Genomic DNA, 24741 nt, shown 5'->3' with positions numbered 1-24741 from the left:
ATCGGTCTCTCTTATGAAAACACCGCCCGGAACCGTTTTCCGGCTCGGGCGGCGTCTGGGAAAACTCTGAGGACTATGTAAGCGGGTCTTTGCCCGCTCACAAGCGCTTACTCTGCCGCAGCAGCTTTTGTGACCGTCAGTGAACCGCCCGCTTTTTCGACTGCCTCAACGGCAGCTTTCGAAGCACCCGTGACCTCCAGGTTCAACTTGGCGCTGATTTCGCCCTTGGCCAGAACGCGGATGCCGTCCAGCTTGCGACGAACCAGACCGGACGCAACCAGCGCGTCCTCGGTGATCGCAGCTTTGGCGTCCAGCTTGCCGGCGTCGACGAATTTCTGGATCAAACCCAGGTTGATAACGGCGAATTCCTTGCGGTTCGGCTTGTTGAAGCCACGCTTGGGCAGGCGCTGGTACAACGGCATCTGGCCGCCTTCATAGCCATTGATGGCCACACCCGAACGGGATTTCTGGCCTTTGATACCACGGCCACCCATTTTACCTTTGCCGGAACCGGGACCACGGCCAACGCGGGTGCGTTTCGGTGTGGCGCCAGGATTGTCGCGCAATTCGTGCAGTTTCATATCGCTTCTCCTTAGCCGGATGTGGCCCCCGAAGCGTGATGGGCCAACCACGGCATTTCTTGGTTTTGATTCGTATGGCGCAAGGCCACCGCAGGCGTATAGGCCCGTTGACCCCTCTTGGCAAGCCCGCGGAAGCGTACCGCGCTAATCCTCGGGTCCACCCGCCTTTTCAGCGGACCCTTTATGCGGCCGGATGGGGGCTGCAAGTGGGTCGATACCGTGCTTCTCGACCAGTTTGCCCACCAGACTGTTCGGATCGGGTCTGCCGCCATATTTGGTCCGCATGATCGCTCGCATCCGTCGACCGTATAGATGGATCGAAACCGTATCCTCTTTCATGTAGTGGTCGATTCTAGCATTCGGCCTGGCCAGGGCACGGCGGCGCGTGAAGTTCAGCGGATAGAAAACGTGCTCGGGCAGCGCATATTTGATCTCACCCGTCTGCTTCAGTGCCCAGGTAAACGCCCGTGGCCCCCACACCCCCCAGAACACCTCAGGGACGTTTACCGGCGCTCCGTTCTGCAGCGATTCTTCCAGCGGCTTTCTGTGCCTCGGAGGCAACCACGGCGGAATGAAATGGGGATCATTGGTTAGCTCAATCAATTTGCCCAGTGTATCACTATCCTGAGGTAGAGCGAGCACGCCTGTGGCCACCTCACCTTCGAGCCGCCCATAGTAATGGCCGTTGGGTGTCGAGAAAGGCTTCAGACAGTAAGCATCGGTATCTGCCCAGATCAAATCCGCTTCTTGCGCCAGCAGTCGATACCGGAACTTGTCCGAATGAGGTGCCGGGCTTCCGGTTCGGCCATGAGTCACAAACTCGGAATCGGGCAGTACCTCACGAGCATCGCGGTGCTCGACCCCTTCGGGGATGTTTGTAACGTTGTCATAAGTATAGAGGCGCACACTTTGTCCTGCGTCCAGGTAAGACTTGATGCAGAGCTGTTCCAGGAAACTCAGGGGGCCTTCGACCCACAGCATTCCAATCTGATATTCACGCGCCATACTAAGTCTTTCCGCCAAATTGAACCGAGCATAAAAGTCGCTTTTCTGGCGTGTGCCTTATATGCGGCGTCCTCGCAATGCGCCCGGTCAAAAAACTTCAGCGCTGTGACGCGATAGACTCTCAAACAAAAAAGAGGCGCCAAACGGCGCCCCTGAATTCGTGGATCAGTTTGCTGTGTTACGAGCAGTAAACGTGATCATGCGCAATGTCTTTGATATCGCAGCGGCGCACACCGATATCGTTCAGTTCGCGGTCGGTCAGGCTTTGTAGTTCCGAATAGGTGCGATTGAATTCTGAGCGCAGGGCGTAAGCCTCTTTTACCTTTGCTGCAAAGTCAGCGATGCGAGCAAAAACGGTGATGCCGTGAGTGGTTGTTGCTGTATAAGCCATATCTGAATTCCTTTCCTGATCGGGGCGTATTCCCCGATGTTTTCTTGTGTGTTCCTTGTTTGGACAGGGTTCAGATAGGAGTGTTCGGTATCGCTAACAACGAAGATTTCGGTCTAGCCGCTATGCGTGCGTTGAATAGCTATGCGGGGCGCTGTGCTTAATTGGGACCTTTACTGGCTTCTCTGCTTTCGCGCACTTCTTCTGCGGGCGGTCATCGCCCGGCCATCCCGAATACTAAGCCCCATCAACGTCAGATTGGTGGCGCCAGCGATCAGTTCAACGACTTGCACAATATAAAAGCTGGTGTCGAATGATCCTGCGTTTGCTTTTGCGCTAAGGTAGATGGCGGCGGGAACAAGGATAAGAAGTCCGTTCATCGCTATGATCGGCATCCGTTTCTTCTTGGCGAGCGCCTGGACATCTTTGCGGCGACGCCCAAGAGACATGCCGGATGCACCGACAATCACCATTGCTGGCACCAGAATAAACAGTCCGCTGACGATCATGGATTTTACCGCGGCGACGGTCGCAAGGGTTGCAAATAACTCGCTGTACAAGGTGGATGTCCAAAAAACGAGGATTGTAAGAAAACCTAATACTCCGGCGATGGGGTGGATGGTTCTTAACATGTTGCTACTCCGGTTATCGCATCAGGCGACGCAGTGGTTTTCAACTGCGAGCTTTCGAACAAGATGTGGCCGCGCCACAGCACTATCTGGATAGTCCGCGATCCGTCGCTGAAATTCGGGATTGGTAAATGCGTGGCGGAAAGTTTGGACGTCCTGCCAGATCGCGTAGTTCACAAAGGTCGAACTGCCACCGATGCCCTGATGGAGCTGGGTAGAAATATATCCTGGCTGAGATTTCATGAAATCTGCATCATGCGCCCAGGCCTTCAGCAGCGCCTCTTTGTCTTTGGCGTCCACTGTGAACAGGTTGATCAGCACTACCGGACCTTCTTCGGTCTGCATCTGATCTGCCAGCGTGACGATATTGTCCAACTCTTTAATACGAGCCATTTCGATTCCTCTCAATTCTTTTCCATAGCAAGCTATATAATATTGCATAGCTTGCTATGCAAGTGTAAATCTTGAACATGAACTTTGAAAAAGAAAACTCGGCCGGATACCTGGTCAATCACATGGCGCGGTTGTTTGCGAAGGAATTGCAGCAGCGCATTGCGCCCTTGGGGATCGTTGTTGGGCAATTTCCAATTTTACTGCAGCTTTGGCTCAAAGACGGCGTGACGCAAAAAGAATTGCTGGGCAAAATAGATGTCGAACAAGCGACCCTGGCGAACACGCTCAACCGAATGGAACGCGACGGCTTGATCAAAAGAACAAAGAACCCCGCTGACGCCAGAGCCCAACTGATTTGGTTAACTGAGAAGGCCACAGCAATTCGAAACAGCGCCTATGAGTCTGCTCAAAGCGTAAATGCCGAAGCCCTACAGGTGTTGAGTGAAACTGAACAGGCACGCTTCATGGACTATATGCGCCGTATAATAGAAAAAATGCGTTCAGATTGAACTGACACCATATCGATTAAACTAAGAGACCGTCATAACCCTTAAATGATAAAACGCCCCCGAAATATCGGAGGCGTTTCTAACTTTTCGAAGATGTCGCGCTTAGCCGCGTTCTTCGATGATCTCAACCAGATGCGGGATCTTGTTGACCATGCCGCGGACCGAAGGAGTATCCTCCAGCTCACGGGTCTTGTGCATCTTGTTCAGGCCCAGACCGATCAGGGTTGCGCGCTGTTCGGCGGGGCGACGGATCGGGGAACCGATCTGCTTGACGACGATGGTTTTTGCCATGGGTCGCTCTCCTTATGCTTCTGCTTCTGCAGCTGCCGGTGCTTCGTCCCGCTTGGGCAGGATGTCAGCAACCTTTTTGCCACGACGCTGTGCAACCGAACGCGGGCTCTGCTCTTTCTGCAGGCCGTTGATGGTGGCGCGGATCATGTTGTACGGGTTCTGCGAGCCCAGCGACTTGGACACAACGTCCTTGACGCCCAGCATTTCGAACACGGCACGCATCGGACCACCGGCGATGATACCAGTACCTTCAGGTGCGGTGCGCATTACCACTTTACCGGCGCCGTGACGGCCTTCGATGTCGTGGTGCAGGGTCCGACCTTCGCGCAGTTGCACGCGGATCATCTGACGCTTGGCTTGCTCGGTCGCCTTACGGATGGCTTCAGGTACTTCTTTCGCTTTACCTTTGCCAAAGCCGACGCGACCTTTCTGATCGCCGACAACCACCAGAGCGGCGAAGCCAAAGCGCTTACCACCTTTTACGGTTTTCGACACACGGTTGATCGCAACCAGACGATCGGCGAATTCCGGTGCTTCGTCGCGGTCACGACCACGGCCCCGGCGGTTTTCACGTTCTGCCATTTTGGCATCCCTTCTCTCACATGGCGCAATCGGCGCCGTTTGTTCAATCCAAGTGAGCCCCGACTGTTGCCGAGGCCCCCGGATCATCGGGGCAGCCGCAAGGCTGCCCGCAAGTCTTAGATCTTCAGGCCGCCTTCACGCGCAGCGTCGGCCAGAGCCTTCACTTTGCCGTGGAACAGGAAGCCGCCACGATCGAAATAGGCCTCTTCGACGCCTGCCTTCTTGGCACGCTCGGCGATGGCCGCGCCCACTTTGGTGGCCGCTTCGACGTTGTTCTTGCCAACGACACCCAGATCTTTTTCCAGGGTCGAGGCCGAGGCCAGGGTCACGCCACGCACGTCGTCGATCAGCTGAACAGAGATGTTCTTGTTCGAACGGTGTACGGACAGACGCGGACGACCCGCGTTGACCTTGCGAAGTTTGTTCCGAACGCGCAGGCGGCGCTTCAGAAACAGGGTTCTTTTGCTGTTTGCCATGGTTTGCGTCCTTACTTCTTCTTGCCTTCTTTGCGGAAGATGAACTCGCCCTTATAGCGGATGCCCTTGCCTTTGTACGGCTCGGGACGGCGCCATTCGCGGATTTTGGCCGCGACTTCGCCCACCTGCTGCTGGTCGATACCTTCCACAACGATCTCGGTCTGCTTCGGCGCGGTGATGGTGACACCTTCCGGAGCGGTGAAATCAACGTCGTGGCTGTAGCCCAGGTTCAGCTTCAGGGTGTTGCCCTGCATCTGAGCCCGGTAACCAACACCCTGGATCTCCAGCTCTTTTTTGAAGCCCTGGGTCACACCGGTTACCAGGTTGGCAACCATGGTGCGGCTCATGCCCCACTGCTGGCGGGCACGCTTGGACATGCCACGGGGGTTGATTTGCACAACATTGTCTTCGACCGACAGCGTTACGTCATCGGTTGCGGTGAAGCTGCGGGTGCCTTTCGGACCTTTCACTTCGATGGTCTGGCCGGACACAGTGGCGGTAACGCCGCTGGGCAGCTCGACCGGTTTTTTACCAATACGAGACATTGACAGACCTCCTTAGAAGACGGTGCAGAGCACTTCGCCGCCAACATTGTTGGAGCGAGCGTTTGCGTCCGACATCACACCTTTCGGAGTGCTGACAATCGACACGCCCAGACCCTGACGGACCTGTGGGATGTCATTGACGCCCATGTATACGCGGCGACCGGGCTTCGAGACCCGCTTCAGCTCGCGAATGACAGGGGTGCCTTCGTAGTATTTCAGGCTGATTTCGATGGCCGGATGACCGTTTTCACCGGTCGTCGCTTCGTAGCCACGGATATAACCTTCGTCCGCCAGCACGTCCAGAACCCAACCGCGCAGCTTGGAAGCCGGGGTGGAAACGGTGGACTTGCCGCGCATTTGCGCGTTGCGGATACGGGTGAGCATATCGCCGATAGGATCATTCATATCTATGTCTCCCTTACCAGCTCGATTTCACCATGCCGGGGATCTGACCAGCAGAACCCAGCTCGCGCAGCGCAATACGGCTGACCTTCAGCTTACGGTAGTAAGCATGAGGACGACCGGTCAGCTGACAGCGGTTGTGCAAACGAGTAGCCGAGCTGTTGCGCGGCAGTTTCGCCAGTTTCAGACGCGCTTTGAAACGCTCTTCCATCGGCTTGCTCTCGTCATTCGCGATTTCTTTCAGCTCGGCACGCTTTGCGGCATATTTGGCCACCAGGCGTTCGCGCTTCTTTTCGCGTTCGATCATTGCTTTTTTAGCCATGTCTTAATCCTCCCGGCGCCTATGCGTTGAAGGGCATGTTGAATGCTTTCAACAGTGCCTTTGCTTCAGCGTCGGTTTTCGCTGTGGTGGCAATTACGATGTCCATGCCCCAGACTTCGTCGACTTTGTCGAAGTCGATTTCGGGGAACACGATGTGCTCTTTCATGCCCATGGCAAAGTTGCCCTGACCATCGAAAGACGGCTTAACACCGCGGAAGTCACGAACGCGCGGCATCGCGATGGTGATCAGACGATCCAGGAATTCGTACATCCGGTCACCGCGCAGGGTCACTTTCGCACCCAGCGGCATGTCTTCACGGACGCGGAAACCCGCGATCGACTTTTTCGCCTTGGTTGCAACGGCCTGCTGACCGGCAATCGCAGTCAGATCCTCGACAGCCGCTTTGGCCTTCTTGGAATCTTTGACAGCTTCTGCACCACAGCCGATGTTCAGAACGATTTTTTCCAGCTTGGGCAGCTGCATGTCGTTCTTGTAACCGAACTCTTCTTTCAGAGCGGGGCGGATGGTTTCAGCGTACTGAGCCTTCAGGCGCGGAGTATAGGTTGCGTTATCAAGCATCGATCACGTCCCCTGTGGTCTTGGCGAAGCGAACCTTCTTGTCACCTTCCATACGGAAGCCAACGCGGGTGGCTTTGCCGTTTGCGTCCAGCAGTGCCAGGTTCGACAGCTCGATCGGGTTTGCTTGGGGCAAACGGCCGCCTTGGCTGTTCTGGGTCTGGCGGGTGTGGCGGATGGCGATGTTGATGCCGTCGACAACAGCTTTACCGGCTTTCGGGTCAACCGAGGTAATCGTTCCCTCTTTGCCCTTGTCCTTGCCGGCCAGCACGACGACCTTGTCGCCTTTGCGGAGTTTAGCAGCCATGATTACAGCACCTCCGGAGCCAGCGAGATGATTTTCATGAAGTTCTTGCCACGCAGTTCGCGAACAACGGGGCCAAAGATACGGGTACCTACGGGCTCGTTGTTGTTGTTCAGGATGACGGCGGCGTTGCGATCGAAACGGATCGCGGTGCCGTCTTCGCGACGGACTTCTTTAGCGGTGCGTACGACGACGGCCTTACGAACGTCACCTTTCTTTACGCGGCCGCGTGGGATGGCTTCCTTCACCGAGACGACAATGATGTCGCCGACGGAGGCGTATTTACGCTTGGAACCACCCAGGACCTTGATGCACTGAACTCGGCGTGCGCCGGAGTTGTCAGCGACATCCAGATTGGTCTGCATCTGGATCATGTGGTTTCTCCCGACCTGTGGGGGCTGGTCTCGTTAGATCCCCCAGGGTTTCGACAAATGGAAAAATCCCGGAAGCTTACGCCTCCAGAACTTCCCAACGTTTCGTCTTCGATTTCGGCGCGCATTCGATGATGCGTACAGAGTCGCCGACCTTGAAGGCGTTCTTTTCATCGTGAGCCCGGTATTTCTTGGACTTACGGATGGTTTTCTTCAGAACCGGATGCGTAAAGCGGCGCTCGACGGAAACGGTTACGGTCTGTTCGTTGGCGTCGCTGGTTACGGTGCCAGACAGGATACGCTTGGGCATAGGATTACTCCTCCGATGCCGCAGCAGCGGCCTTTTCGTTCAGAATGGTTTTGACGCGGGCAGCATTGCGGCGGGCCGCTTTGATGCCGGCAGTGTTTTCCAGCTGACCGGTTGCCTGTTGAAAGCGCAGGTTAAAGCTTTCTTTCTTCAGGTTGGCCAGTTCCTCGCGGAGCTGGTCCGGGGTCTTGTCACGCAGTTCTTGGGCGTTCATCGCCTTTTTCCTTTGCTCAAAACACCAGAAGGCCCCGTGTCAGGGTCACCTTTGACCTGGTGGATGAATGATAGACATACGAATCCCCCGACTCAGCCGGGGGAACGCAAGATGCCGCTCTATAGGGGGTTAGCGGGTAGGTAGCAAGGGAAAGTTTAGGAATCCTCTGCCTTCACTAACAGGCTAGTCGCTGCTTACTTCACCAAGCCTAGATGTCGTACGATAGTGGCGCTGTCATAATAGTCTCGTCCTTCAACAACCATACCACCTATTACCCGCATTACTGAGCAATAGCGAACTTCGTATCGCTTTCCGGTTGGTTCGAAATCACCGAGGCTTGAATGCAGAACACCAGTGTGGGTTCCGGTATTGTGGAACTCTACGATCGCCCATTCACCGCACTCGCTGACGATCACATTATCCACGATGCATTCTCCATCCGGGAATGCCTTTCGCCAACGCTCGTAATCCTCTTTATAGGCCAGCTTGCCAAGTTGCTTTTCCTCACGAGCAACATCTTCGAACTGACAATCTTCGGCAATCACCTCGGCCCCGCGATCAGGATCCCGCATCCCCCAACTTTCATGGAATTGGCGAACCACCCGTTCAGTTTCTTTCATACTGGATACCTCTGTGATCCATGGAACATACAGGATTGTATATGAGTTGGCTTCAGGTTTTCTCACATTGAGTTTGACGAATTCATCCGGAGAAGTTTCGTAACACTATCCAGAATTTTTTGTATTTTGGTTGGAAACGCAAAACGCGGCCTCGTTTGCACGAGACCGCGTCTTCAACTGTCTAAGTCTGAGTGACTTACGCCAGAGCGATGTTCACAGCTGCCTCACGACCGTCACGGCCGGGCTCGATGTCGAATGTTACTTTCTGGTCGTCGGCCAGGCCAGTCAGACCCGAGCGCTCAACAGCCGAGATGTGCACAAACACGTCTTTGCCACCGGTCTCCGGTGCGATGAAGCCAAAACCTTTAGTTGCGTTGAACCATTTTACGGTGCCATTGGCCATATCCGTATTCTCCTATTAAATTGCTGTCCGCGGGATTGCGACAGCGCGGCGTGGTCGGTCTGGATCGAGAGACTGAACGCCAAAATTCAGGAGACAGTGGTCGAAAAAGAAAAACGTAAGCGTGCCCCACATGGTTCATGGCCGCTCATATTGCAAGGTTTTTCGACAACGCGAGGTGAAATGTGATTGGCAGGAACACCGCCTGTTCGCCGCGCAATTGCTCTGGTGTTCCAATTCCCGTACGGGGAACCGGGGCTCATTCCCACTTGTAGTTAAAGCTAACACTAATCCGCTCTTCCTCGGCCATGTTCATCGGCACCTCGTGGCGCAGCCAGCTTTCCCACAGCAGGACATCGCCCACCTGCGGTTTCATATAGATGAACGGCTGCAAGTCCCGCCGTCCATCTTTTAAACGTGTAGGTGCCGCCATCATGCGGCCCGATCGGGGATCTTCCAGCTTCAACGCGCTGGCCCCTTCTGGCATCGCCACATAAGTGGTGCCCGAAATCACACTGTGCGGGTGCAGGTGGCTGGAGTGCATCCCGCCCTCGGGCAGGATGTTAATCCACAGGTCCTCCAGCTTCAGCTCGCCCTCGCCCTCGCCCAGATCAAACTCCAAATCCTTGGCAAAGGCCGCCACGTGTTTATCCAGAGCCTTGACCAAATCGGCAAAGATCGGGAACCGCCACGGCAGATCGGTCAGCGAGGCATAGCTGGTGTAACCAGGATAGCCGTTCTCCTCACACCATTCCTGCCCGGCCTCATCATCCTCGGCGATAACAAGGCAAGAGTTTTCCAGCTCTTCTGGGTCGATCTTGGGACCAAACTCGGACAAAGCTGCGCGATAAAGACGGGTAACGAAGAGTGATTCAATCTGGGCCATAGGCTGGGCATAGCCCAAGCTCTGATCCAAGGCCAGCCCCAGCCAACCCTTAGTTTTTGATTGGCCCCGAGCCGCAGCGCGGGATCGGACGCCCGCCATCCGCGTAGGCCAGACACATGACAACCTCATCCGGTTTCGGCGCGTCGGGAATGCTCAGCGTCATGGTATCGAAATGGTCAAAGGACCACGGATTGTCCTTGTGTCCGAGGGGCAGATCAATCGCACATCCCGGTGCCCCAAGTTTGGCATTCGACGGGATGACGGCTTCACCTCCACTTGCTGATGCGCGCATTGGAGCGCCGAGTTTCGGATGGATCAATGCGCCACCTTGTTCGAGATCGCCATTCGCACCCACAATCGCTGCTTTACCGTAGGAAATCGGCGCTCGGTCGAGTTGAGAAACGGCCTCGGACGCTAGGTCTGCCCCAAGCATTCCTCCAATTTCAAACAGCTCGGACAAGTCTTCCGAGAATTTACCGGCCAGCGGGTTTTGTATGACAGCCAAAGCTGCAACTCTGCAGACTGGAGCGCATGGTTGCCCAAACTGGTCGGTGGTTATGACCTCTTTGACAAAAACCTTCTTGCGTAGCTGAAACATACAACCCTCCCATTCACTCTGGGCAGATTATGGGGGCTATGGGCAAAGGTCGACTTTTTTCACTCATCAGTGGGATGGGTCGCAAAAGACTAACACAATACCCCCTGCCGGTGTCCTGACAGGGGCAATCTTGTCACGAACGAGTGGTCCCCAGTCTCTTACCAGCCTTAGGGAAGCTAAACACAGGTCTTGATCGGCAGCTTTATAGTGATCCGACTTGAGCTTGCATGCCCAGCGATCGACTGAAACTCTACCCATACGTACTTTGACCGGCTTTGCAGTGACCGGAGTATCTTGGAAGATGCGAATCCAGACACGCCCTATTTCTTCAGCAAATCGGGCCAGAACTCGTTTGCTTTTTCAATATTGGCATCAATATCGCTGGCCCAGATGCGCCGCACCTGCGGGCTGTAATTCAGATACAGTTTTTCGTCCCAGATGCGCCATGCGAACGGGTCGACATCGGCCACCGCATTCTGGCTGGCCGCATAAGCGCAATATCCGCCATATTGAGGAGCATACTTCGCCGGGTCAGACAGAAAAGCCTGACGGTTTTCTTCACTCTGAAACACCCAGGTGGCGCCATTGTGCTGAGCCGTGATTTCAGGATCGCCCTTTTGCGGATCACCGCCTTGCCAATAAGTCATGACGTCATATCCGTTCATCGCAAGCTTGTTGAAATACCCTAGGTTCACCTCGGGCGACGCGGCCCAGGTTTTTGCGGGGGCGACCACGGCACCAACGGCCATCAGAAACAACAGAACGAAGTGGCGGAGGATAAAACTTGGCATCAGTATCCTACTCGATGGCAGAGAGGGTTCGTCCGACTTTAGCCACGCCTGTCTGCCGATTGCCAGTCACGAGTCTGTAGACCGGCATGTGGCCATTGATGGTTTAAGTCCCATAACCTGCGTCTGACACCGAGAACGCAAAACCCCCGCCGGTATCCCGACGGGGGTCAATCTTTTAGCGAACGGGGTAGCCCCCCAATCGCTTACCAGTCTTCGCGAACCACGACGCGAGTCTTGATCGGCAGCTTCATCGCGGCCAGGCGCAGGGCCTCGCGGGCGATGTCGTCATTGACGCCGTCGATCTCGAACATCACGCGGCCAGGCTTGACTTTGCATGCCCAGCGGTCGACCGAACCTTTACCTTTACCCATACGAACTTCGATCGGCTTTGCAGTGACCGGAGTGTCGGGGAAGATGCGGATCCAGACACGACCCTGACGCTTCATGTGACGCGTCATGGCACGACGTGCAGCTTCGATCTGGCGTGCAGTTACACGCTCAGGCTCAAGAGCTTTCAGGCCGTAGGTGCCAAAGTTCAGATCAGAGCCGCCCTTGGCGAGACCCTTGATCCGGCCTTTGTGCATCTTGCGGAATTTAGTACGCTTTGGTTGAAGCATATCTTTCCCTCCTTAGCGACGACCGCCACCAGCACCACGAGGTGCAGGGCCGTCCTGGAGTTCCTGTGCTTTACGGTCACGTGCCTGCGGATCGTGCTCCATGATCTCACCTTTGAAGATCCAGACCTTGATCCCGATGATCCCGTAGGGCGTCATCGCTTCGGCATGTGCGTAATCGATGTCGGCACGCAGGGTGTGCAGAGGCACGCGGCCTTCGCGGTACCACTCGGTCCGTGCGATTTCGGCACCGCCCAGACGGCCAGCGACGTTCACCCGGATACCCAGGGCGCCCATGCGCATGGCGTTCTGAACCGACCGCTTCATCGCGCGGCGGAACGAGACGCGGCGCTCCAGCTGCTGAGCGATGGACTCGGCAACCAGCTGCGCGTCAAGCTCGGGCTTGCGCACTTCGACGATGTTCAGGTGCAGTTCGCTGTCGGTCATACGAGCAAGCTTTTTGCGCAGAACTTCGATGTCTGCACCTTTCTTGCCGATGATGACACCGGGACGTGCAGTGTGGATCGTAACGCGGCACTTCTTGTGCGGACGTTCGATGATCACACGGGCAACACCGGCCTGCTTGCACTCTTTGTTGATGAACTCACGGATCTTGAGGTCTTCCAGCAGAAGATCACCGTAGTCCTTGGTGTCGGCGTACCAGCGGCTGTCCCAGGTGCGGTTGACCTGCAGGCGCATGCCGATCGGATTTACTTTATGACCCATTAGGCTTGCTCCTCAACTTGACGCACCTTGATGGTGATCTCCGAGAACGGCTTCATGATCTTGCCGAAACGGCCACGGGCACGCGGACGACCACGCTTCATGACCAGGTTCTTGCCAACCCATGCTTCGGCAACGATCAGCTCGTCGACGTCCAGGTTGTGGTTGTTTTCGGCATTCGCGATTGCGGACTGCAGGCACTTCTTGACGTCCTGCGCGACACGCTTGTTCGAGAAAGTCAGGTCGGTCAGGGCCTTCTCAACTTTCTTGCCGCGGATCATTTGCGCAACCAGGTTCAGTTTCTGCGGGCTGGTGCGAAGCATGCGCGTTTTCGCCATTGCTTCGTTTTCAGCCACGCGGCGGGGGTTCTTTTCCTTGCCCATGACTTACTTCCGCTTCGCTTTTTTGTCTGCGGCGTGACCGTAATAGGTGCGAGTCGGCGAGTATTCACCGAACTTCTGACCGATCATGTCTTCCGAGACGTTTACCGGGATATGCTTCTGGCCGTTGTACACACCAAAGGTCAGACCCACGAACTGGGGCAGAATGGTGGAACGACGCGACCAGATTTTGATGACTTCGTTGCGGCCCGACTCGCGCGCTGCTTCGGCTTTTTTCAGCACGTAAGCATCGACGAAAGGACCCTTCCAAACAGAGCGAGACATAGATTAACGTCCCTTCTTCTTGGCGTGCCGCGAGCGGATGATCAGCTTCTGGGACGCTTTGTTCTTGTTGCGGGTACGCTTACCCTTGGTGTCCTTACCCCACGGAGTAACCGGCGTACGGCCACCCGAGGTACGACCTTCACCACCACCGTGCGGGTGATCGATCGGGTTCATTGCAACACCACGAACCGACGGACGAACGCCCTTGTGACGCATACGACCGGCTTTACCGAGGTTTTGGTTGCTGTTGTCGGGGTTGGACACGGCACCGACGGTGGCCATGCATTCCTGACGGACCATGCGCAGCTCGCCCGAGCTCAGACGGATCTGAGCGTAGCCGCCATCGCGACCAACGAACTGAGCGTATGTACCGGCCGCACGCGCGATCTGACCGCCTTTACCAGGCTTCATCTCGATGTTGTGGACGATGGTACCGATGGGCATGCCCGAGAACGGCATTGCGTTGCCCGGCTTGATGTCGGCCTTGGCGGATGCCACGACTCTATCACCAACAGCCAGACGCTGCGGAGCCAGGATATATGCCTGCTCGCCGTCTTCGTATTTTACCAGTGCGATGAATGCGGTCCGGTTCGGGTCATATTCGATCCGTTCGACGGTTGCCGCGACATCAAATTTATTCCGTTTGAAGTCAACGATCCGGTAGAGACGCTTTGCGCCACCGCCGCGGCGGCGTGAAGTGATCCGTCCGGTGTTGTTCCGGCCGCCCGATTTGGTCAAACCCTCAGTGAGAGACTTGACGGGACGTCCTTTCCAAAGCTCCGAACGGTCGATCAGCACCAGCCCGCGCTGGCCCGGCGTCGTCGGCTTGTACGACTTAAGTGCCATGCTTTCTGTCTTCCGTTTAGCAAGTGCAGGGGGTTTCCCTGCTATGTGATAGGCCCCCGTAGGTGCCAAGGGTATAGGGCCCCGAAGGTCCCCGGTTACAAATATCAGAGGCCCCGGAACGAATCCGAGGCCGCAAGATTGGGTGCATGTAACAGGGTTGGGTGTGGGTGTCTATAGGGTTCGATGGATTTAGAGCCCCTAGACGACTGCCCCCTATGACCACTCATTGCATGTGCTTACGTAGCAGCCCCTCGGCGACCCTCGAGCCGGAAGGTGAAATCTGACACTGAAGCGTGTCTTCGTTTAGTTCAATCAATCTCTCTGCATGCAATTTTCGCAGAGTCCGTTTAAGGTAACCAAGCTTTGCTTCTGTCGCGCGGGCCAAATCATCCACGCTCATCATTCGCTTATGGTAAAGTAATAAAAGGCTGGAATCCTTCAAACTCAGGTCAGTCTCTAAAATGCGATGTGCATCCCCGGCGACCCAAATCAGTGGCGTTCTGCGTTCGGTCATTTGAGAAACAAGCCGGTCCGTTTCTTCAATTGAGGCTCCAGAATTGATCCGCACCAATTCCGCCAAGACCCATCGGCAAGTGCCAGCCATGAACTCGACGTCAACCTTGCTCGCCAGCTCCAGCGACAGGTGTCCGTAACCCTTCTTATTCCGCATTCCGTATAGAGCAAACAGAGCGCGCGGAATATGGAAACGATAGCTGTCGTCCCCCGAACCGCTCTCCAGCTTTGCCAAGGTTTGGGTATTGAAACCTGAAAGGGATTTAGAAATTGGCGTGTATGACCCAAAAACTCTTAACTCGAGAAATCGGCGAACTGCCTCAACGAAATGGCCTGCAGCAACGCCAGCCATTTTCCACTGGGCAAGAGCAACGGCCTCCTCCATTTCACCGTAAGATCGAGTAATAGCAGTCGCCAGATCGGTGTCCGACGACTGCTCAAGAGTATCAAATAGCACAGCGCTCATTTTCCGGTGTCGTTCAACTGAGCCAGAACTTCCTCGGCCGCCTCTCTACCGGGATAGGTAAGTTTACAAATCTTGGACGATGAGCCCTTACTTCCATCCACCAAAATCAGGTTCTTCTTCGACGTCAGAGTTGAAGAGAAATTGCTCGAATCCAAACAAGCGTGCTCTTCGCAAATTTCACGAAGCTCTCTGTACTCTGCAGTCGGCTGATCAAGGAGGCGCTCCTTCCCCCACAAGTAGATCAAGATCAGGTTGACGGCGCGCTCTGCCGTGTTCTTTCCTTTTACGGAAGTCGTTACCTTCAACTTGTCTCCCAATACATCCAATACCCGAGGATAAGGATTACCTGTACTGGGTGCGGCAACAGAGTTGTCAGACTGGAACGGCGCACCACCTTCAAAAACCTCGTTAGTGCCAGCCGTTGTTTGCGGCCCGGTAATTTGAGGCAATGCAATTGCAGGCTGATCGAGGCCCGACAGGGACTCCATGATTTTCTCACGAAAGATTTCCACTTGCTGAGACACGAACAGCTCAGAACCTTCAATCTTTAGAGTTCCGTCTGCAAACGAAAATGCAAAACTTGCGTTATCCGAAGACATGCTTCGCTCCTTTATGATGTTCGGGCTTCGTTCTTGCCATGCGACGACAGTCGCGTCAAGCCTAATTAACGCCTATGCAAGCCACGCTAACGCGAAAAATGCACTATTCTTGAACTGCAAATAATATGCAACAATATTAACATCTTGAATCAGATCTGTCACTCAAGTCAAACACCGGCAAGCATGAAAAACTCATCAGTTTGCGTTTAGGTGCGTTAGTTGGTTTATAAGATTTTGTTTTTTATATTATTTTTCGGACGCGAAAGAACTTCTTTTGAACGCTAACTGATATCGCGCAACGCTAGATTCTACAACTTCTTTGCACAAAAAAACCCCCGCTCTCGCAGAGGCCTTTATCTCTCTTCCAAAGACGGATCCGATCAGAGACCGGTGGACACGTCGATGGTGTTACCCTCTTCCAGGATCAAATATGCTTTTTGACGTCTTCCCGTCGGCTCAGCTGGCCGCAGAACCTACCCCTCACCCATAAAGCGCGCGGGCTTCAGCGAAGGACAGCAAACGACGGCTCTTCTCATCCCACAGATGCAGGCGCGCATTGGCGAGGCTCTCTCGGATGGTCATCTGGTTGCTGTTTGCCAGCTCATCATGATCGCGCAGCACTTCGGTCAGGCGGTAGAACGGAATGCGGCTGTAGAGGTGGTGCACATGGTGGATGCCGATATTGGCGCTGAACCACTGCAATACCGACGGCAGGATGTAATGAGAGCTTCCGTGCAGGGCAGCCTCGTGCAGTTGCCAATCCTTATCGGGGTCCCATTGCGTTTCTTCGAATTGGTGTTGTACGTAGAACAACCAGACACCGGCCGCAGCGGCAATCAGGGTCGAGGGCAGGAAAATCAGCAACATCGGCATCATGCCGCCAAAATAGTAGATGGCCCCTAACACGATCAGAATGGCCAGATTTGTGACCATTGCGCTGACCCAGAATTTCGGAATACCCGTCAGGCCAAGCGGCAGCCGGTTCTGAAACAGGAACAGATACCCGGGACCAAAGCCAAACAGGGTAATCGGGTGCCGATACACCCGATACCAAAATCGGTTCATCGACGTCATCGCACGGTATTCGGCCACCGTCAGCGTGTGGATGTCACCCATCCCCCGCTTGTCCAGATTGCCCGAAGAATTGTGGTGCGTGGAATGCGTACGGCGCCAGACATCATAGGGCGTCAGAGTCAGCACTCCGATCACCCGCCCGACCCAGTCACTGACCGTTCGGTTCGTGAAGAAAGCCCCGTGCCCGCAATCGTGCTGAATGGCAAACAGGCGCAACAGGAATGCCGCGTTGAGGACTGAGACTGCAAAAGCAAGCCAATAGCTGACGGACAGGAACATCCACGACACTGCCCACAATGCGATGAATGGGATGATGCTGACGCCAAGCTCGAACCAACTGCGCAACTGGTTCGGTTCGCGATATTTGGCAAGCGTCGTCACCCAGTCACGCGCGGCGGTCACATCCGGCTTTGCCGAGGTCGATAGATTGGTTTCCGTCATGTGCCTGCCATATCTTTTTCTTTCAGCACACCGGATAGACGACCACACCGACATAGCAACCTGATTCTGGACCAATCGCGACGTTTGGCGTTCAATTTATGGTGCTGCCGCTCAAAAAAGGCCTCCGAAGTCACGGAGGCCTTGTTCGATTGTCCGATGCCGGGTCAGATCTTGGCAAGTGAAATCGCCGATGGCGTCATCCGTTCCACGTACATATGTGTTTTTTGACGCCAGCCCAACGGCTCGGTCGACCGTAATATTAGCCGTCCGCCTTCATCTCGGTTGCAATTATGATGCTGATCGGCCCGGTCGAGAAGGGCCCCACACCGAACTCCATGTGGTCAATCTCGCCCTCTGCCGTGAATGCCACCCAATCGCCCGCGTAATATTCGATGGCGCTGCCCAGCGGGTGCTCGCCCTGATGGGTCAGAGTCGCCTTCAAGGTCACGGGTTTGGTCACGCCGTGGATGGTCAGGTCACCGGTCACATCCGCCGTGGTGTCTCCGGTCCGCGCGATCCCGGTGCTGACAAAGGTGATCTCGGGGTAGGTTTCGACCTCAAAGAAATCCGCCGACTTCAGGTGGTCGTCCAGCGGGCCAAAGCCCGACGACAGGCTGTTTGTGTCAATTGTCACGTTCAGGGTCGATGCCTCGACATCATCCGCGTTCAGGTCCAGCACGCCTTCGGCCTTGGTGAACTCGGCATGCTGGTTGGACACGCCTGCATGGCTCCAGCCAAAGCGCACCTCAGTATGCCCCTGGTCGGTTTTGTAAGTCTGCGCAAAGGCCGGGGTGACGGCGACAGCTACGGCAACGGCTGCGATCATAGATTTGAAAGTCATCGTGATGTTCCTTTCATCTGCAATGGGGCTGGTTTTTAGATGAATTTTCATCTAGTTGAATTTGCAGCCAACAGCAATAAGATTTGGAGCAAACACAAAGTTGTGAAGAACGATCTGCCAACCCCATTGGAAACAGACATCTGGGTGGCCATGAACCGGACAACCCGGCTTATCCAATCAGAAATCAGTGCAGCCTTGAAAGATGCGGGCCTGCCGCCTCTGAAATGGTATGACCTGCTTTGGTCGCTTGAGCGGCACGGAGGAAGGCTGCGCCCTTTTGAACTTGCTCAAGACACCATTTTTGAGCAGTCGAACCTGTCTCATCTCAGCAGACGGATGGTTTCTGAGGGGCTAATCGAATTCGTATCTTATGCCGGAGACAGGCGCGGTAAAATGCTGCAGATTACAGACAAGGGCAAAGAGCTGCGTAAACGTATGTGGAAAATCTACGGACCGCTGCTGCATGAAAAGATGCGCGCCCTTGGCGGTGCCGAGGGTTGGCAGGCGTTCCTTGCGTCCGCAGGACGTCAGGCGGATTGAACGAAACATCAAAGACCCAGATCGACGATCACCCCAATGACCGCCTGCGACACAGCGGTTCAGATTCAACCGCAATGCGCTGCTTTAGTTTGATATGGCCCAACACCTCGCGAAAAGCGCGGTGCCTGGGTTTCCCCTCAAGATAATCCGCCAGCTTGAGCAGGTTGATCGGATGCTTCACAATCAGCGCTTCGACCCTCTGCACTGCGTCATCCAACTCGTAATGGTCGATAAACTGACAGGCCACCTGGGTCGGCGTTAGCAGGCAAAAATCCTGCGGCCGTTTGTCGGTATAGCGGATGATATCGAAGGGCGACGCCCCAAGTGCGTGGAACTTGGGGATGTACACGCGCATATCAGCCTGCGGATGTTCTAGTACCGTGCCCGAGATCTGACGAAACCCCAGCGGCCCAAGCTTGCCGAAAACATGTCTCCGCATCGCCGGAGAAACCATGTCGACATCCGCCCTGTCATATTTCAGATCATCGAATACGGACAAAAGCCCGATATTTTCATCAGCGATCTGAAAGTATGGCTCGGCGCTGAAAGCCCGCATCTGCCCCAGTAACTGATTGCGTTTGGCTTCGGTTTGGGACCCTGAAACCGCGTCATCGGCAGAGCCCACTGACCCCATAAAAAGCCCCAGCAAGCGCTGGGTAACGGACCCCTGCCTGCGCGCAAAACGGTCCGAATTTACAGAGATTGATTTGTTTCCTCCACGTTTGTTCATTTGACCGTACCTATAATTTCCGAAGCATTCGGCCATCAGTCAAAACGCTTGGGCGTACCACCCCATAGTCACCGCCCAATCAACAGAATGATCTTCAACCTTTTGCCCCGTTCACTACTGAAGATAACGCAGTCCGCTCCCCTGTCACGGATTAGCGGCGAAAGAACGCCGGTAACAAAACGCTAACGGCTTGCCGTCAGACACCCGTTCCTGCCCTGGACATGGCAGCTTCCTGACCCAAACGTAAAAAGGCTCCGCCCACCATTCGGGGGCGAAGCCTGATCACGTTCTCACCGCTTGGTGTAACCGGATCAGAGACCGGTCGACACGTCGATGGTGTTACCCTCTTCCAGGGTTACATATGCTTTTTTGACGTCTTTCCGCTTGCCCAACTGGCCACGGAACCGCTTGACCTTGCCTTTGGTGATGGTGGTGTTCACCGCCTTCACCTTGACACCAAACAGCGATTCAACCGCTTCTTTGATCTGCGGTTTGTTGCTGTCGATCGCCACTTCAAAGACAATCGCGCCGTTCTCGGACGCCATGGTCGACTTTTCGGTGATGATCGGCTTGCGGATCACGTCGTAGTGTTCTGCCTTCGCGCTCATTTCAGACGAGCCTCCAGTGCTTCGACAGCCGCTTTGGTGAGCACCAGGGTGTCACGCTTGAGGATGTCATAAACGTTTGCACCCATCGACGGCAGGATATCCAGACCTTCGATGTTGCGCGACGCCTTCAGGAAACCTTCGTTCACGGTCGCGCCGTCGATGACCAGAGCGCGTTTCCAGCCCAGGTTTGCAACCTGTTTGGCCAGAGCGGCGGTCTTGCCTTCGGCTTCGGCGTTCTCGATCACAACCAGTTCACCTGCCTTGGCTTTGGCCGACAGAGCGTGGCGCAGGCCAAGCTTGCGGAACTTCTTCGGCAGGTCGTGGCCGTGCGAACGAGGGGTCGGGCCTTTGTAGATACCACCCTTGCGGAAGATCGGCGCGTTGCGGTCACCGTGACGAGCGCCACCGGTGCCCTTCTGGCGATAGATCTTCTTGGTCGAGTAGCTGGTTTCCGAGCGGGTCTTCACCTTGTGGGTGCCGGCCTGCGCGTTGTTGCGCTGCCAACGGACCACACGGTGCAGGATGTCCGCGCGCGGCTCCAGGCCGAACAGGTCTGCATCCAGCTCGATGTTGCCGGCTTTGCCGCCGTCCAGATTGATTACATCAAGTTTCATGCTTCACCACCTTCCGCGGGTGCTTCTTCCGCAGGTGCTTCGGTTGCAGCCGATTTAACAGCAGCCGGGAAAGGCAGGCCTTCCGGTGCTTTCTTCTTGACGGCGTCCTTGACGGTGACCCAGCCCGATTTCGGTCCGGGAACGGCGCCTTTGATGAAGACCAGACCACGGTCGGCGTCGGTTTTGACGACTTCCAGGTTCTGGGTGGTAACACGGGCAGCACCCATGTGACCGGCCATCTTCTTGCCTTTGAACACCTTGCCCGGGTCCTGACACTGACCGGTCGAACCGTGCGAACGGTGGCTGATCGAAACACCGTGCGAGGCGCGCAGACCACCGAAGTTGTGGCGCTTCATTGCACCGGCAAAGCCTTTACCGATCGAGGTACCCGAAACGTCAACTTTCTGACCTTCCAGGAAGTGTTCTGCCGAAATCTCGGCGCCCACTTCGATCAGGCCATCTTCGGAGACGCGGAACTCGGCCAGCTTACGCTTGGGCTCGACCTTGGCAGCGGCGTAGTGACCGCGCATGGCCTTCGAGGTGCGTTTTGCCTTGGCAGCACCGGCACCCAGCTGAACGGCGGTGTAGCCGTCTTTGTCAGCGGTACGCTGTGCAACGACCTGCAGGTTGTCCAGGTGAAGAACGGTCACAGGGATCTGCTTGCCGTCTTCCATGAACAGGCGGGTCATGCCAACTTTTTTTGCGATAATACCAGAGCGCATAATCTATACCCTCCGATCTTACGACTGCAGCTTGATCTCGACGTCCACACCAGCAGCGAGGTCGAGCTTCATCAGCGCGTCAACGGTCTGGGGGGTCGGATCAACGATGTCGAGCAGACGCTTGTGCGTACGGATCTCGAACTGGTCGCGGGATTTCTTGTCGACGTGAGGGCCACGGAGAACCGTGAACTTCTCAATCTTGTTCGGCAGCGGGATCGGGCCACGCACGTTCGCGCCGGTCCGCTTGGCAGTGTTGACGATCTCTTGCGTGCTGGCATCCAGAACGCGATAGTCAAATGCCTTCAGCCGAATACGGATATTTTGGCTTTGCATAATAACAGCCTTTTACCAGGCGTTGAGGTTGAGAGGAGGACAAGCGCGCATCGCCAACCCTCATCGAACCCAAAAGGCGGGAATCACCCCGCCTTGATGTTCTTATTGAGAACTCGCGCGATCTACAGGGGTTGGTGGGGTTTGGCAAGGGGGAAGTTGGCTAGAGGGCTGTATGTTTCGCACTCTTGAGTTCAACACCGCAATCCAGCGCCTGAAACCCGGCTTAAGCTTAAGACGTTAACCCGTCTGCACAGCGAATTTCAGCCTCCTCGGTCAAGTATTCACGCACTGATTGTTGTGCGTTTTTTTCATTCTGATCTGTAACATCCAAACATAGCGCAATACCGACTGTAAGCTCAGCGATTTCTTTGAAGAACGCGTCCAATTGATCCATCGACGGGGGATTGTAGATGCGGGTTAGCACAATGACCCGAGGATCAAGCGGATAACGTGCCCGCAACCCGCATGACTCGTAAGTCTCTGAGTCTCTCTCTGCACTACATCCCAGGGAATACTGTATTGGCGAAGAATTTGGCGTGAGATGCAAAAGCCTGAATCCGCTGCCCTCGCCCGTATTCACTGTATATCCCGGTAGCCTCAAGTGCTCTGGCACCGGCTCTGGATTAGTATACCATCCACCGGGACCAGTCGGCGACATAAGAAAATTCGAATCCTGATTTAGTTGCTTAATATGGATCACAGTTCTGTCCAGAATAGGCACTTCCTTCAGCAACTCGTCCAGCCAATCAAGCCTATTGATTGGAAGAAACTTTGCGTCTGAGTCTCGCCCCCAAAAGTCCTCACCTGCATAGAAGGTGCGGGTGTTCAAATGCACAAGAATGTCTTCTTCCGCTTGCAATGCGGTTACGCTTGTCAGCACAAATCCGAGGAATGTTAGTATTTTCAAAAACATGATCTAGGCTCGCCCCGTAGTTTGTGCGACCACACCACCCACACTCACTAGCAGTGCTTCAACAGCTTCAATATTCCGTCGCTTCGTCGCTGCAACTAAACTCTAGCTCTCCGCTGGTTCTTTTAGCGCATATCGTGGCACAATGACCTTGTCGTAAAACAAAAAAAACAACGGCGTCAGCACCATCGACAAGGCAACGACAATGATCAAGGTGTTCGCCAGATCGGCACTCAGCACATGGGTTGCGACCGAGAAGGACAGCAACACAAACCCGAACTCTCCGGCCTGTGCCATTCCCAGCGCAAACAGCCAATTATTTGCACCGGACACGCCGAACAATCGGCCCAGAGCAAAGAGGATCACCGCCTTTATAGCCATCACCCCAAAGGTCAGCGAGACGACCAGACCTACATTATCGACCATCAACCTGAAGTTCACCGAGGCTCCTACGCTGACAAAAAACAACCCAAGAAACAGCCCCTTGAACGGAGTGATCTCTTTTTCCAGCGCATTGCGATATTCGCTATTGGCCAACACCACCCCGGCGATGAACGCTCCCAGAGCCGGTGTCAGACCAACGGCCATCATCAACACGGCCACACCGACCACAAGGGTCAGGGCCATGGCTGTGAACAGCTCAGGCAATTTAGCGGATTCGACATATCGGAACACTGGCCCGGTCAGATAAGCACCGCCAACAATCACCAGAATGATCGAACCAAGTGTGACAAGCGCCCTGAGCCATCCCGGCATGCCTTGCACAAGATTCAGTGAAAGCCCGGTGCTTGTCGTGGGCCCGTGACTGACGGCCCCGCCCCCCATCGCGGCAAGCTCCGGCACCACGAGCAACGGCAGAAGCGCCAGAATTGGGATCACCACAATGTCCTGCATCAACAGAACCGAAAAGCTGGATTGCCCTCCGGCTCCCATCAGCAGCCCTTTTTCATGCAGTGTTTGCAACACGATAGCCGTGGACGACAGTGAAAATATCAACCCGATGGTCAAGGCCGACTGCCACGGCTGCCCAAGCGCCATCGCCAACCCCATTACGGCAAGAGAGGTACAAACCAGTTGCAAACCGCCCAACCCCAAAAGCCTTTTACGCAAATCCCAAAGTTTCTTTGGCGCCAGTTCCAGACCAATCAGAAACAGCATCATGACAACGCCAAATTCGGCAAACCGCTCAAGACTGCCGACATCAACACTCAGCACCGACAAGACAGGGCCAAGCAGCATTCCGGCAATCAGGAAACCCAGAACCGACCCAAGACCAAGCCATACGGCGACCGGGACAATAGCAATGCCCGTCCCGAGAAGAATGAAAGATAGAAAAAGATAGTTTTCCATATAGGTTCAAATATTGCTTGCGGAGCTATCTTACACAAGCAGCACAATTTTGCGTGCCTTGGAACCGGTATCCAAGCAAAAAGGGCGCCCCAAGGGACGCCCTTTCTTTGAGTATTGGCTTAAGCGCCTTACTCGATGATTTTCGACACAACGCCGGCGCCGACGGTGCGGCCGCCTTCGCGGATGGCGAAACGCAGGCCGTTTTCCATCGCGATCGGGGCGATCAGCTCAACCTCGAACGACACGTTGTCGCCGGGCATGACCATCTCGGTGCCTTCGGCCAGGGTCACGGTACCGGTCACGTCCGTTGTACGGAAATAGAACTGCGGACGGTAGTTCGCGAAGAACGGAGTGTGACGACCGCCTTCTTCCTTGGTCAGGATATAGGCTTCGGCTTCGAACTTGGTGTGCGGTGTAACCGAACCCGGCTTACACAGAACCTGACCACGCTCAACGCCTTCACGGTCAACACCACGCAGCAGAGCGCCGATGTTGTCGCCCGCTTCACCGCGGTCCAGCAGCTTGCGGAACATTTCAACACCGGTACAGGTGGTTTTGCTGGTGTCGCGGATGCCGACGATTTCGATCTCGTCGCCAACATTGATCACGCCACGCTCAACACGCCCCGTAACAACGGTACCGCGGCCCGAGATCGAGAACACGTCTTCGATCGGCATCAGGAACGGCTGGTCAACAGCACGCTCAGGGGTGTCGATGTAGTCATCAACAGCCGCCATCAGTTCCTTGATTTTCTCTTCGCCGATTTCCGGGTTGTTGCCTTCCATCGCGGCCAGAGCCGAACCTGCGATGATTGGAATATCGTCGCCGGGGTAGTCATACGAAGACAGCAGCTCGCGGATTTCCATTTCCACCAGTTCCAGCAGCTCTTCGTCGTCAACCTGGTCAACTTTGTTCATGAACACGACCATCTTCGGGATGCCAACCTGGCGGCCCAGCAGGA

General features: G+C 55.2%; 40 protein-coding genes and 2 pseudogenes. 2 read left to right on the top strand and 40 right to left on the bottom strand.

Annotated elements, in window-relative coordinates; translation table 11 throughout:
* Window positions 1-107: 107 nt before the first annotated feature.
* The 5 genes from rplO to ACR0B8_RS16790 form a co-directional block, all read right to left on the bottom strand.
* Window positions 108-581 carry a 50S ribosomal protein L15 gene (gene rplO / locus ACR0B8_RS16810; RefSeq protein WP_170351671.1) on the bottom strand — a complete coding sequence of 158 codons (474 nt, stop codon included), beginning with the start codon at window positions 579-581 and terminating at the stop codon, window positions 108-110.
* Window positions 582-725: 144 nt separating this feature from the next.
* Window positions 726-1586, bottom strand: coding sequence for a hypothetical protein (locus ACR0B8_RS16805; protein WP_226689192.1), 861 nt, complete (start codon window positions 1584-1586; stop codon window positions 726-728).
* A 178-nt stretch (window positions 1587-1764) separates the two neighbouring features.
* Window positions 1765-1977: a DUF1127 domain-containing protein gene (locus ACR0B8_RS16800; RefSeq protein ID WP_170362257.1), complete on the bottom strand. Its 213-nt coding sequence runs from the start codon at window positions 1975-1977 to the stop codon at window positions 1765-1767.
* A gap of 170 nt (window positions 1978-2147) precedes the next feature.
* A complete protein-coding gene (locus ACR0B8_RS16795; RefSeq protein WP_170362258.1) occupies window positions 2148-2606 on the bottom strand; it encodes a hypothetical protein in 459 nt (152 codons plus the stop codon).
* A gap of 21 nt (window positions 2607-2627) precedes the next feature.
* Window positions 2628-2996 (bottom strand): antibiotic biosynthesis monooxygenase family protein, encoded by a 369-nt coding sequence (locus ACR0B8_RS16790; RefSeq protein WP_170362259.1) that lies wholly within the window; start codon window positions 2994-2996, stop codon window positions 2628-2630.
* 77 nt (window positions 2997-3073) lie between these two features.
* On the opposite strand from ACR0B8_RS16790, the gene ACR0B8_RS16785 reads away from it, so the two are divergent.
* Entirely contained in the window at window positions 3074-3505 is a 432-nt protein-coding gene (locus tag ACR0B8_RS16785) for a MarR family winged helix-turn-helix transcriptional regulator (protein WP_170414653.1), read from the top strand.
* Window positions 3506-3607: 102 nt separating this feature from the next.
* Here the strand turns inward: ACR0B8_RS16785 and rpmD are convergent, their stop codons facing one another.
* From rpmD to ACR0B8_RS16650, 27 genes and pseudogenes are all read right to left on the bottom strand, one after another.
* A complete protein-coding gene (gene rpmD / locus ACR0B8_RS16780; RefSeq protein ID WP_008757946.1) occupies window positions 3608-3796 on the bottom strand; it encodes a 50S ribosomal protein L30 in 189 nt (62 codons plus the stop codon).
* A gap of 12 nt (window positions 3797-3808) precedes the next feature.
* Window positions 3809-4378 (bottom strand): 30S ribosomal protein S5, encoded by a 570-nt coding sequence (gene rpsE / locus ACR0B8_RS16775; protein ID WP_058283505.1) that lies wholly within the window; start codon window positions 4376-4378, stop codon window positions 3809-3811.
* A gap of 116 nt (window positions 4379-4494) precedes the next feature.
* Window positions 4495-4854 carry a 50S ribosomal protein L18 gene (rplR, locus tag ACR0B8_RS16770; protein WP_058283506.1) on the bottom strand — a complete coding sequence of 120 codons (360 nt, stop codon included), beginning with the start codon at window positions 4852-4854 and terminating at the stop codon, window positions 4495-4497.
* Between the two features lie 11 nt (window positions 4855-4865).
* Window positions 4866-5399 carry a 50S ribosomal protein L6 gene (rplF, locus tag ACR0B8_RS16765; protein ID WP_170351676.1) on the bottom strand — a complete coding sequence of 178 codons (534 nt, stop codon included), beginning with the start codon at window positions 5397-5399 and terminating at the stop codon, window positions 4866-4868.
* A gap of 12 nt (window positions 5400-5411) precedes the next feature.
* Entirely contained in the window at window positions 5412-5804 is a 393-nt protein-coding gene (gene rpsH, locus ACR0B8_RS16760) for a 30S ribosomal protein S8 (RefSeq protein WP_010437099.1), read from the bottom strand.
* Window positions 5805-5817: 13 nt separating this feature from the next.
* Window positions 5818-6123: a 30S ribosomal protein S14 gene (gene rpsN, locus ACR0B8_RS16755; RefSeq protein ID WP_010437098.1), complete on the bottom strand. Its 306-nt coding sequence runs from the start codon at window positions 6121-6123 to the stop codon at window positions 5818-5820.
* Between the two features lie 19 nt (window positions 6124-6142).
* Window positions 6143-6703 carry a 50S ribosomal protein L5 gene (gene rplE, locus ACR0B8_RS16750; RefSeq protein ID WP_170351677.1) on the bottom strand — a complete coding sequence of 187 codons (561 nt, stop codon included), beginning with the start codon at window positions 6701-6703 and terminating at the stop codon, window positions 6143-6145.
* Window positions 6696-7007, bottom strand: a complete 312-nt coding sequence (gene rplX / locus ACR0B8_RS16745; RefSeq protein ID WP_008755589.1) for a 50S ribosomal protein L24 — start codon at window positions 7005-7007, stop codon at window positions 6696-6698. The genes rplE and rplX overlap by 8 nt, the downstream gene beginning before the upstream one ends.
* 2 nt (window positions 7008-7009) lie before the next feature.
* Window positions 7010-7378, bottom strand: coding sequence for a 50S ribosomal protein L14 (rplN, locus tag ACR0B8_RS16740; RefSeq protein ID WP_008757934.1), 369 nt, complete (start codon window positions 7376-7378; stop codon window positions 7010-7012).
* A gap of 76 nt (window positions 7379-7454) precedes the next feature.
* Complete coding sequence (rpsQ, locus tag ACR0B8_RS16735; protein ID WP_170351678.1) at window positions 7455-7685, bottom strand: 30S ribosomal protein S17; 231 nt, start codon at window positions 7683-7685, stop codon at window positions 7455-7457.
* Between the two features lie 4 nt (window positions 7686-7689).
* Window positions 7690-7896 (bottom strand): 50S ribosomal protein L29, encoded by a 207-nt coding sequence (rpmC, locus tag ACR0B8_RS16730; RefSeq protein ID WP_010437082.1) that lies wholly within the window; start codon window positions 7894-7896, stop codon window positions 7690-7692.
* 194 nt (window positions 7897-8090) lie between these two features.
* Window positions 8091-8516 (bottom strand): ester cyclase, encoded by a 426-nt coding sequence (locus ACR0B8_RS16725; protein ID WP_058283509.1) that lies wholly within the window; start codon window positions 8514-8516, stop codon window positions 8091-8093.
* A 196-nt stretch (window positions 8517-8712) separates the two neighbouring features.
* Entirely contained in the window at window positions 8713-8919 is a 207-nt protein-coding gene (locus tag ACR0B8_RS16720) for a cold-shock protein (protein WP_170351679.1), read from the bottom strand.
* 256 nt (window positions 8920-9175) lie between these two features.
* Window positions 9176-9802 carry a 2OG-Fe(II) oxygenase family protein gene (locus ACR0B8_RS16715; RefSeq protein WP_480659196.1) on the bottom strand — a complete coding sequence of 209 codons (627 nt, stop codon included), beginning with the start codon at window positions 9800-9802 and terminating at the stop codon, window positions 9176-9178.
* Window positions 9803-9851: 49 nt separating this feature from the next.
* Window positions 9852-10400, bottom strand: coding sequence for an amino acid synthesis family protein (locus tag ACR0B8_RS16710; RefSeq protein WP_480659130.1), 549 nt, complete (start codon window positions 10398-10400; stop codon window positions 9852-9854).
* Window positions 10401-10616: 216 nt separating this feature from the next.
* Window positions 10617-10724: pseudogene (gene rplP, locus ACR0B8_RS16705) on the bottom strand (50S ribosomal protein L16); the annotation flags it as partial.
* A complete protein-coding gene (locus tag ACR0B8_RS16700; RefSeq protein WP_226689196.1) occupies window positions 10721-11191 on the bottom strand; it encodes a YHS domain-containing (seleno)protein in 471 nt (156 codons plus the stop codon). The pseudogene rplP (ACR0B8_RS16705) and the gene ACR0B8_RS16700, both read right to left, overlap by 4 nt.
* A 203-nt stretch (window positions 11192-11394) precedes the next feature.
* Window positions 11395-11808 carry a 50S ribosomal protein L16 gene (rplP, locus tag ACR0B8_RS16695; RefSeq protein WP_058283513.1) on the bottom strand — a complete coding sequence of 138 codons (414 nt, stop codon included), beginning with the start codon at window positions 11806-11808 and terminating at the stop codon, window positions 11395-11397.
* 12 nt (window positions 11809-11820) lie between these two features.
* Window positions 11821-12531, bottom strand: coding sequence for a 30S ribosomal protein S3 (rpsC, locus tag ACR0B8_RS16690; RefSeq protein WP_008758042.1), 711 nt, complete (start codon window positions 12529-12531; stop codon window positions 11821-11823).
* Window positions 12531-12911, bottom strand: coding sequence for a 50S ribosomal protein L22 (gene rplV / locus ACR0B8_RS16685; protein WP_039538267.1), 381 nt, complete (start codon window positions 12909-12911; stop codon window positions 12531-12533). The genes rpsC and rplV overlap by 1 nt, the downstream gene beginning before the upstream one ends.
* A 3-nt stretch (window positions 12912-12914) precedes the next feature.
* Window positions 12915-13193, bottom strand: coding sequence for a 30S ribosomal protein S19 (rpsS, locus tag ACR0B8_RS16680; RefSeq protein ID WP_005980699.1), 279 nt, complete (start codon window positions 13191-13193; stop codon window positions 12915-12917).
* Between the two features lie 3 nt (window positions 13194-13196).
* A complete protein-coding gene (rplB, locus tag ACR0B8_RS16675; protein WP_480659128.1) occupies window positions 13197-14039 on the bottom strand; it encodes a 50S ribosomal protein L2 in 843 nt (280 codons plus the stop codon).
* A 223-nt stretch (window positions 14040-14262) separates the two neighbouring features.
* A complete protein-coding gene (locus ACR0B8_RS16670; protein ID WP_480659126.1) occupies window positions 14263-15018 on the bottom strand; it encodes a hypothetical protein in 756 nt (251 codons plus the stop codon).
* Complete coding sequence (locus ACR0B8_RS16665) at window positions 15015-15617, bottom strand: hypothetical protein (protein ID WP_480659124.1); 603 nt, start codon at window positions 15615-15617, stop codon at window positions 15015-15017. Before ACR0B8_RS16665 ends, ACR0B8_RS16670 begins: the two co-directional genes overlap by 4 nt.
* Before the next feature lie 380 nt (window positions 15618-15997).
* Window positions 15998-16092: pseudogene (locus ACR0B8_RS16660) on the bottom strand (50S ribosomal protein L23); the annotation flags it as partial.
* Window positions 16093-16097: 5 nt separating this feature from the next.
* Window positions 16098-17132: a fatty acid desaturase gene (locus tag ACR0B8_RS16655; protein WP_170351683.1), complete on the bottom strand. Its 1035-nt coding sequence runs from the start codon at window positions 17130-17132 to the stop codon at window positions 16098-16100.
* A 259-nt stretch (window positions 17133-17391) separates the two neighbouring features.
* Complete coding sequence (locus tag ACR0B8_RS16650) at window positions 17392-17973, bottom strand: YceI family protein (RefSeq protein WP_170351684.1); 582 nt, start codon at window positions 17971-17973, stop codon at window positions 17392-17394.
* Window positions 17974-18012: 39 nt separating this feature from the next.
* Here ACR0B8_RS16650 and ACR0B8_RS16645 point away from each other — a divergent pair, with 39 nt between their 5' ends.
* A complete protein-coding gene (locus ACR0B8_RS16645; RefSeq protein ID WP_170553308.1) occupies window positions 18013-18513 on the top strand; it encodes a MarR family winged helix-turn-helix transcriptional regulator in 501 nt (166 codons plus the stop codon).
* A gap of 28 nt (window positions 18514-18541) precedes the next feature.
* Here ACR0B8_RS16645 and ACR0B8_RS16640 read toward each other — a convergent pair whose 3' ends face one another.
* The 8 genes from ACR0B8_RS16640 to ACR0B8_RS16605 all read right to left on the bottom strand — a co-directional run.
* Window positions 18542-19243, bottom strand: coding sequence for a hypothetical protein (locus ACR0B8_RS16640; RefSeq protein WP_480659122.1), 702 nt, complete (start codon window positions 19241-19243; stop codon window positions 18542-18544).
* A gap of 311 nt (window positions 19244-19554) precedes the next feature.
* Window positions 19555-19851, bottom strand: coding sequence for a 50S ribosomal protein L23 (locus ACR0B8_RS16635; protein WP_058272362.1), 297 nt, complete (start codon window positions 19849-19851; stop codon window positions 19555-19557).
* A complete protein-coding gene (rplD, locus tag ACR0B8_RS16630) occupies window positions 19848-20465 on the bottom strand; it encodes a 50S ribosomal protein L4 (RefSeq protein ID WP_170362268.1) in 618 nt (205 codons plus the stop codon). Before rplD ends, ACR0B8_RS16635 begins: the two co-directional genes overlap by 4 nt.
* Window positions 20462-21187: a 50S ribosomal protein L3 gene (rplC, locus tag ACR0B8_RS16625; protein WP_170351686.1), complete on the bottom strand. Its 726-nt coding sequence runs from the start codon at window positions 21185-21187 to the stop codon at window positions 20462-20464. Before rplC ends, rplD begins: the two co-directional genes overlap by 4 nt.
* A gap of 18 nt (window positions 21188-21205) precedes the next feature.
* On the bottom strand, window positions 21206-21520 hold the full coding sequence (gene rpsJ / locus ACR0B8_RS16620; RefSeq protein ID WP_008756422.1) for a 30S ribosomal protein S10: 315 nt from the start codon (window positions 21518-21520) through the stop codon (window positions 21206-21208).
* Between the two features lie 229 nt (window positions 21521-21749).
* Window positions 21750-22433 carry a hypothetical protein gene (locus ACR0B8_RS16615; RefSeq protein ID WP_170362269.1) on the bottom strand — a complete coding sequence of 228 codons (684 nt, stop codon included), beginning with the start codon at window positions 22431-22433 and terminating at the stop codon, window positions 21750-21752.
* Window positions 22434-22535: 102 nt separating this feature from the next.
* Complete coding sequence (locus ACR0B8_RS16610; protein ID WP_480659119.1) at window positions 22536-23780, bottom strand: cation:proton antiporter domain-containing protein; 1245 nt, start codon at window positions 23778-23780, stop codon at window positions 22536-22538.
* A 128-nt stretch (window positions 23781-23908) separates the two neighbouring features.
* The coding region (locus ACR0B8_RS16605; RefSeq protein WP_480659117.1) for an elongation factor Tu at window positions 23909-24741 on the bottom strand (833 nt) is incomplete at its 5' end.

This window comes from Ruegeria sp. BH6 (assembly GCF_056538105.1).
This window is presented reverse-complemented; position numbering and strand designations above follow the sequence as displayed.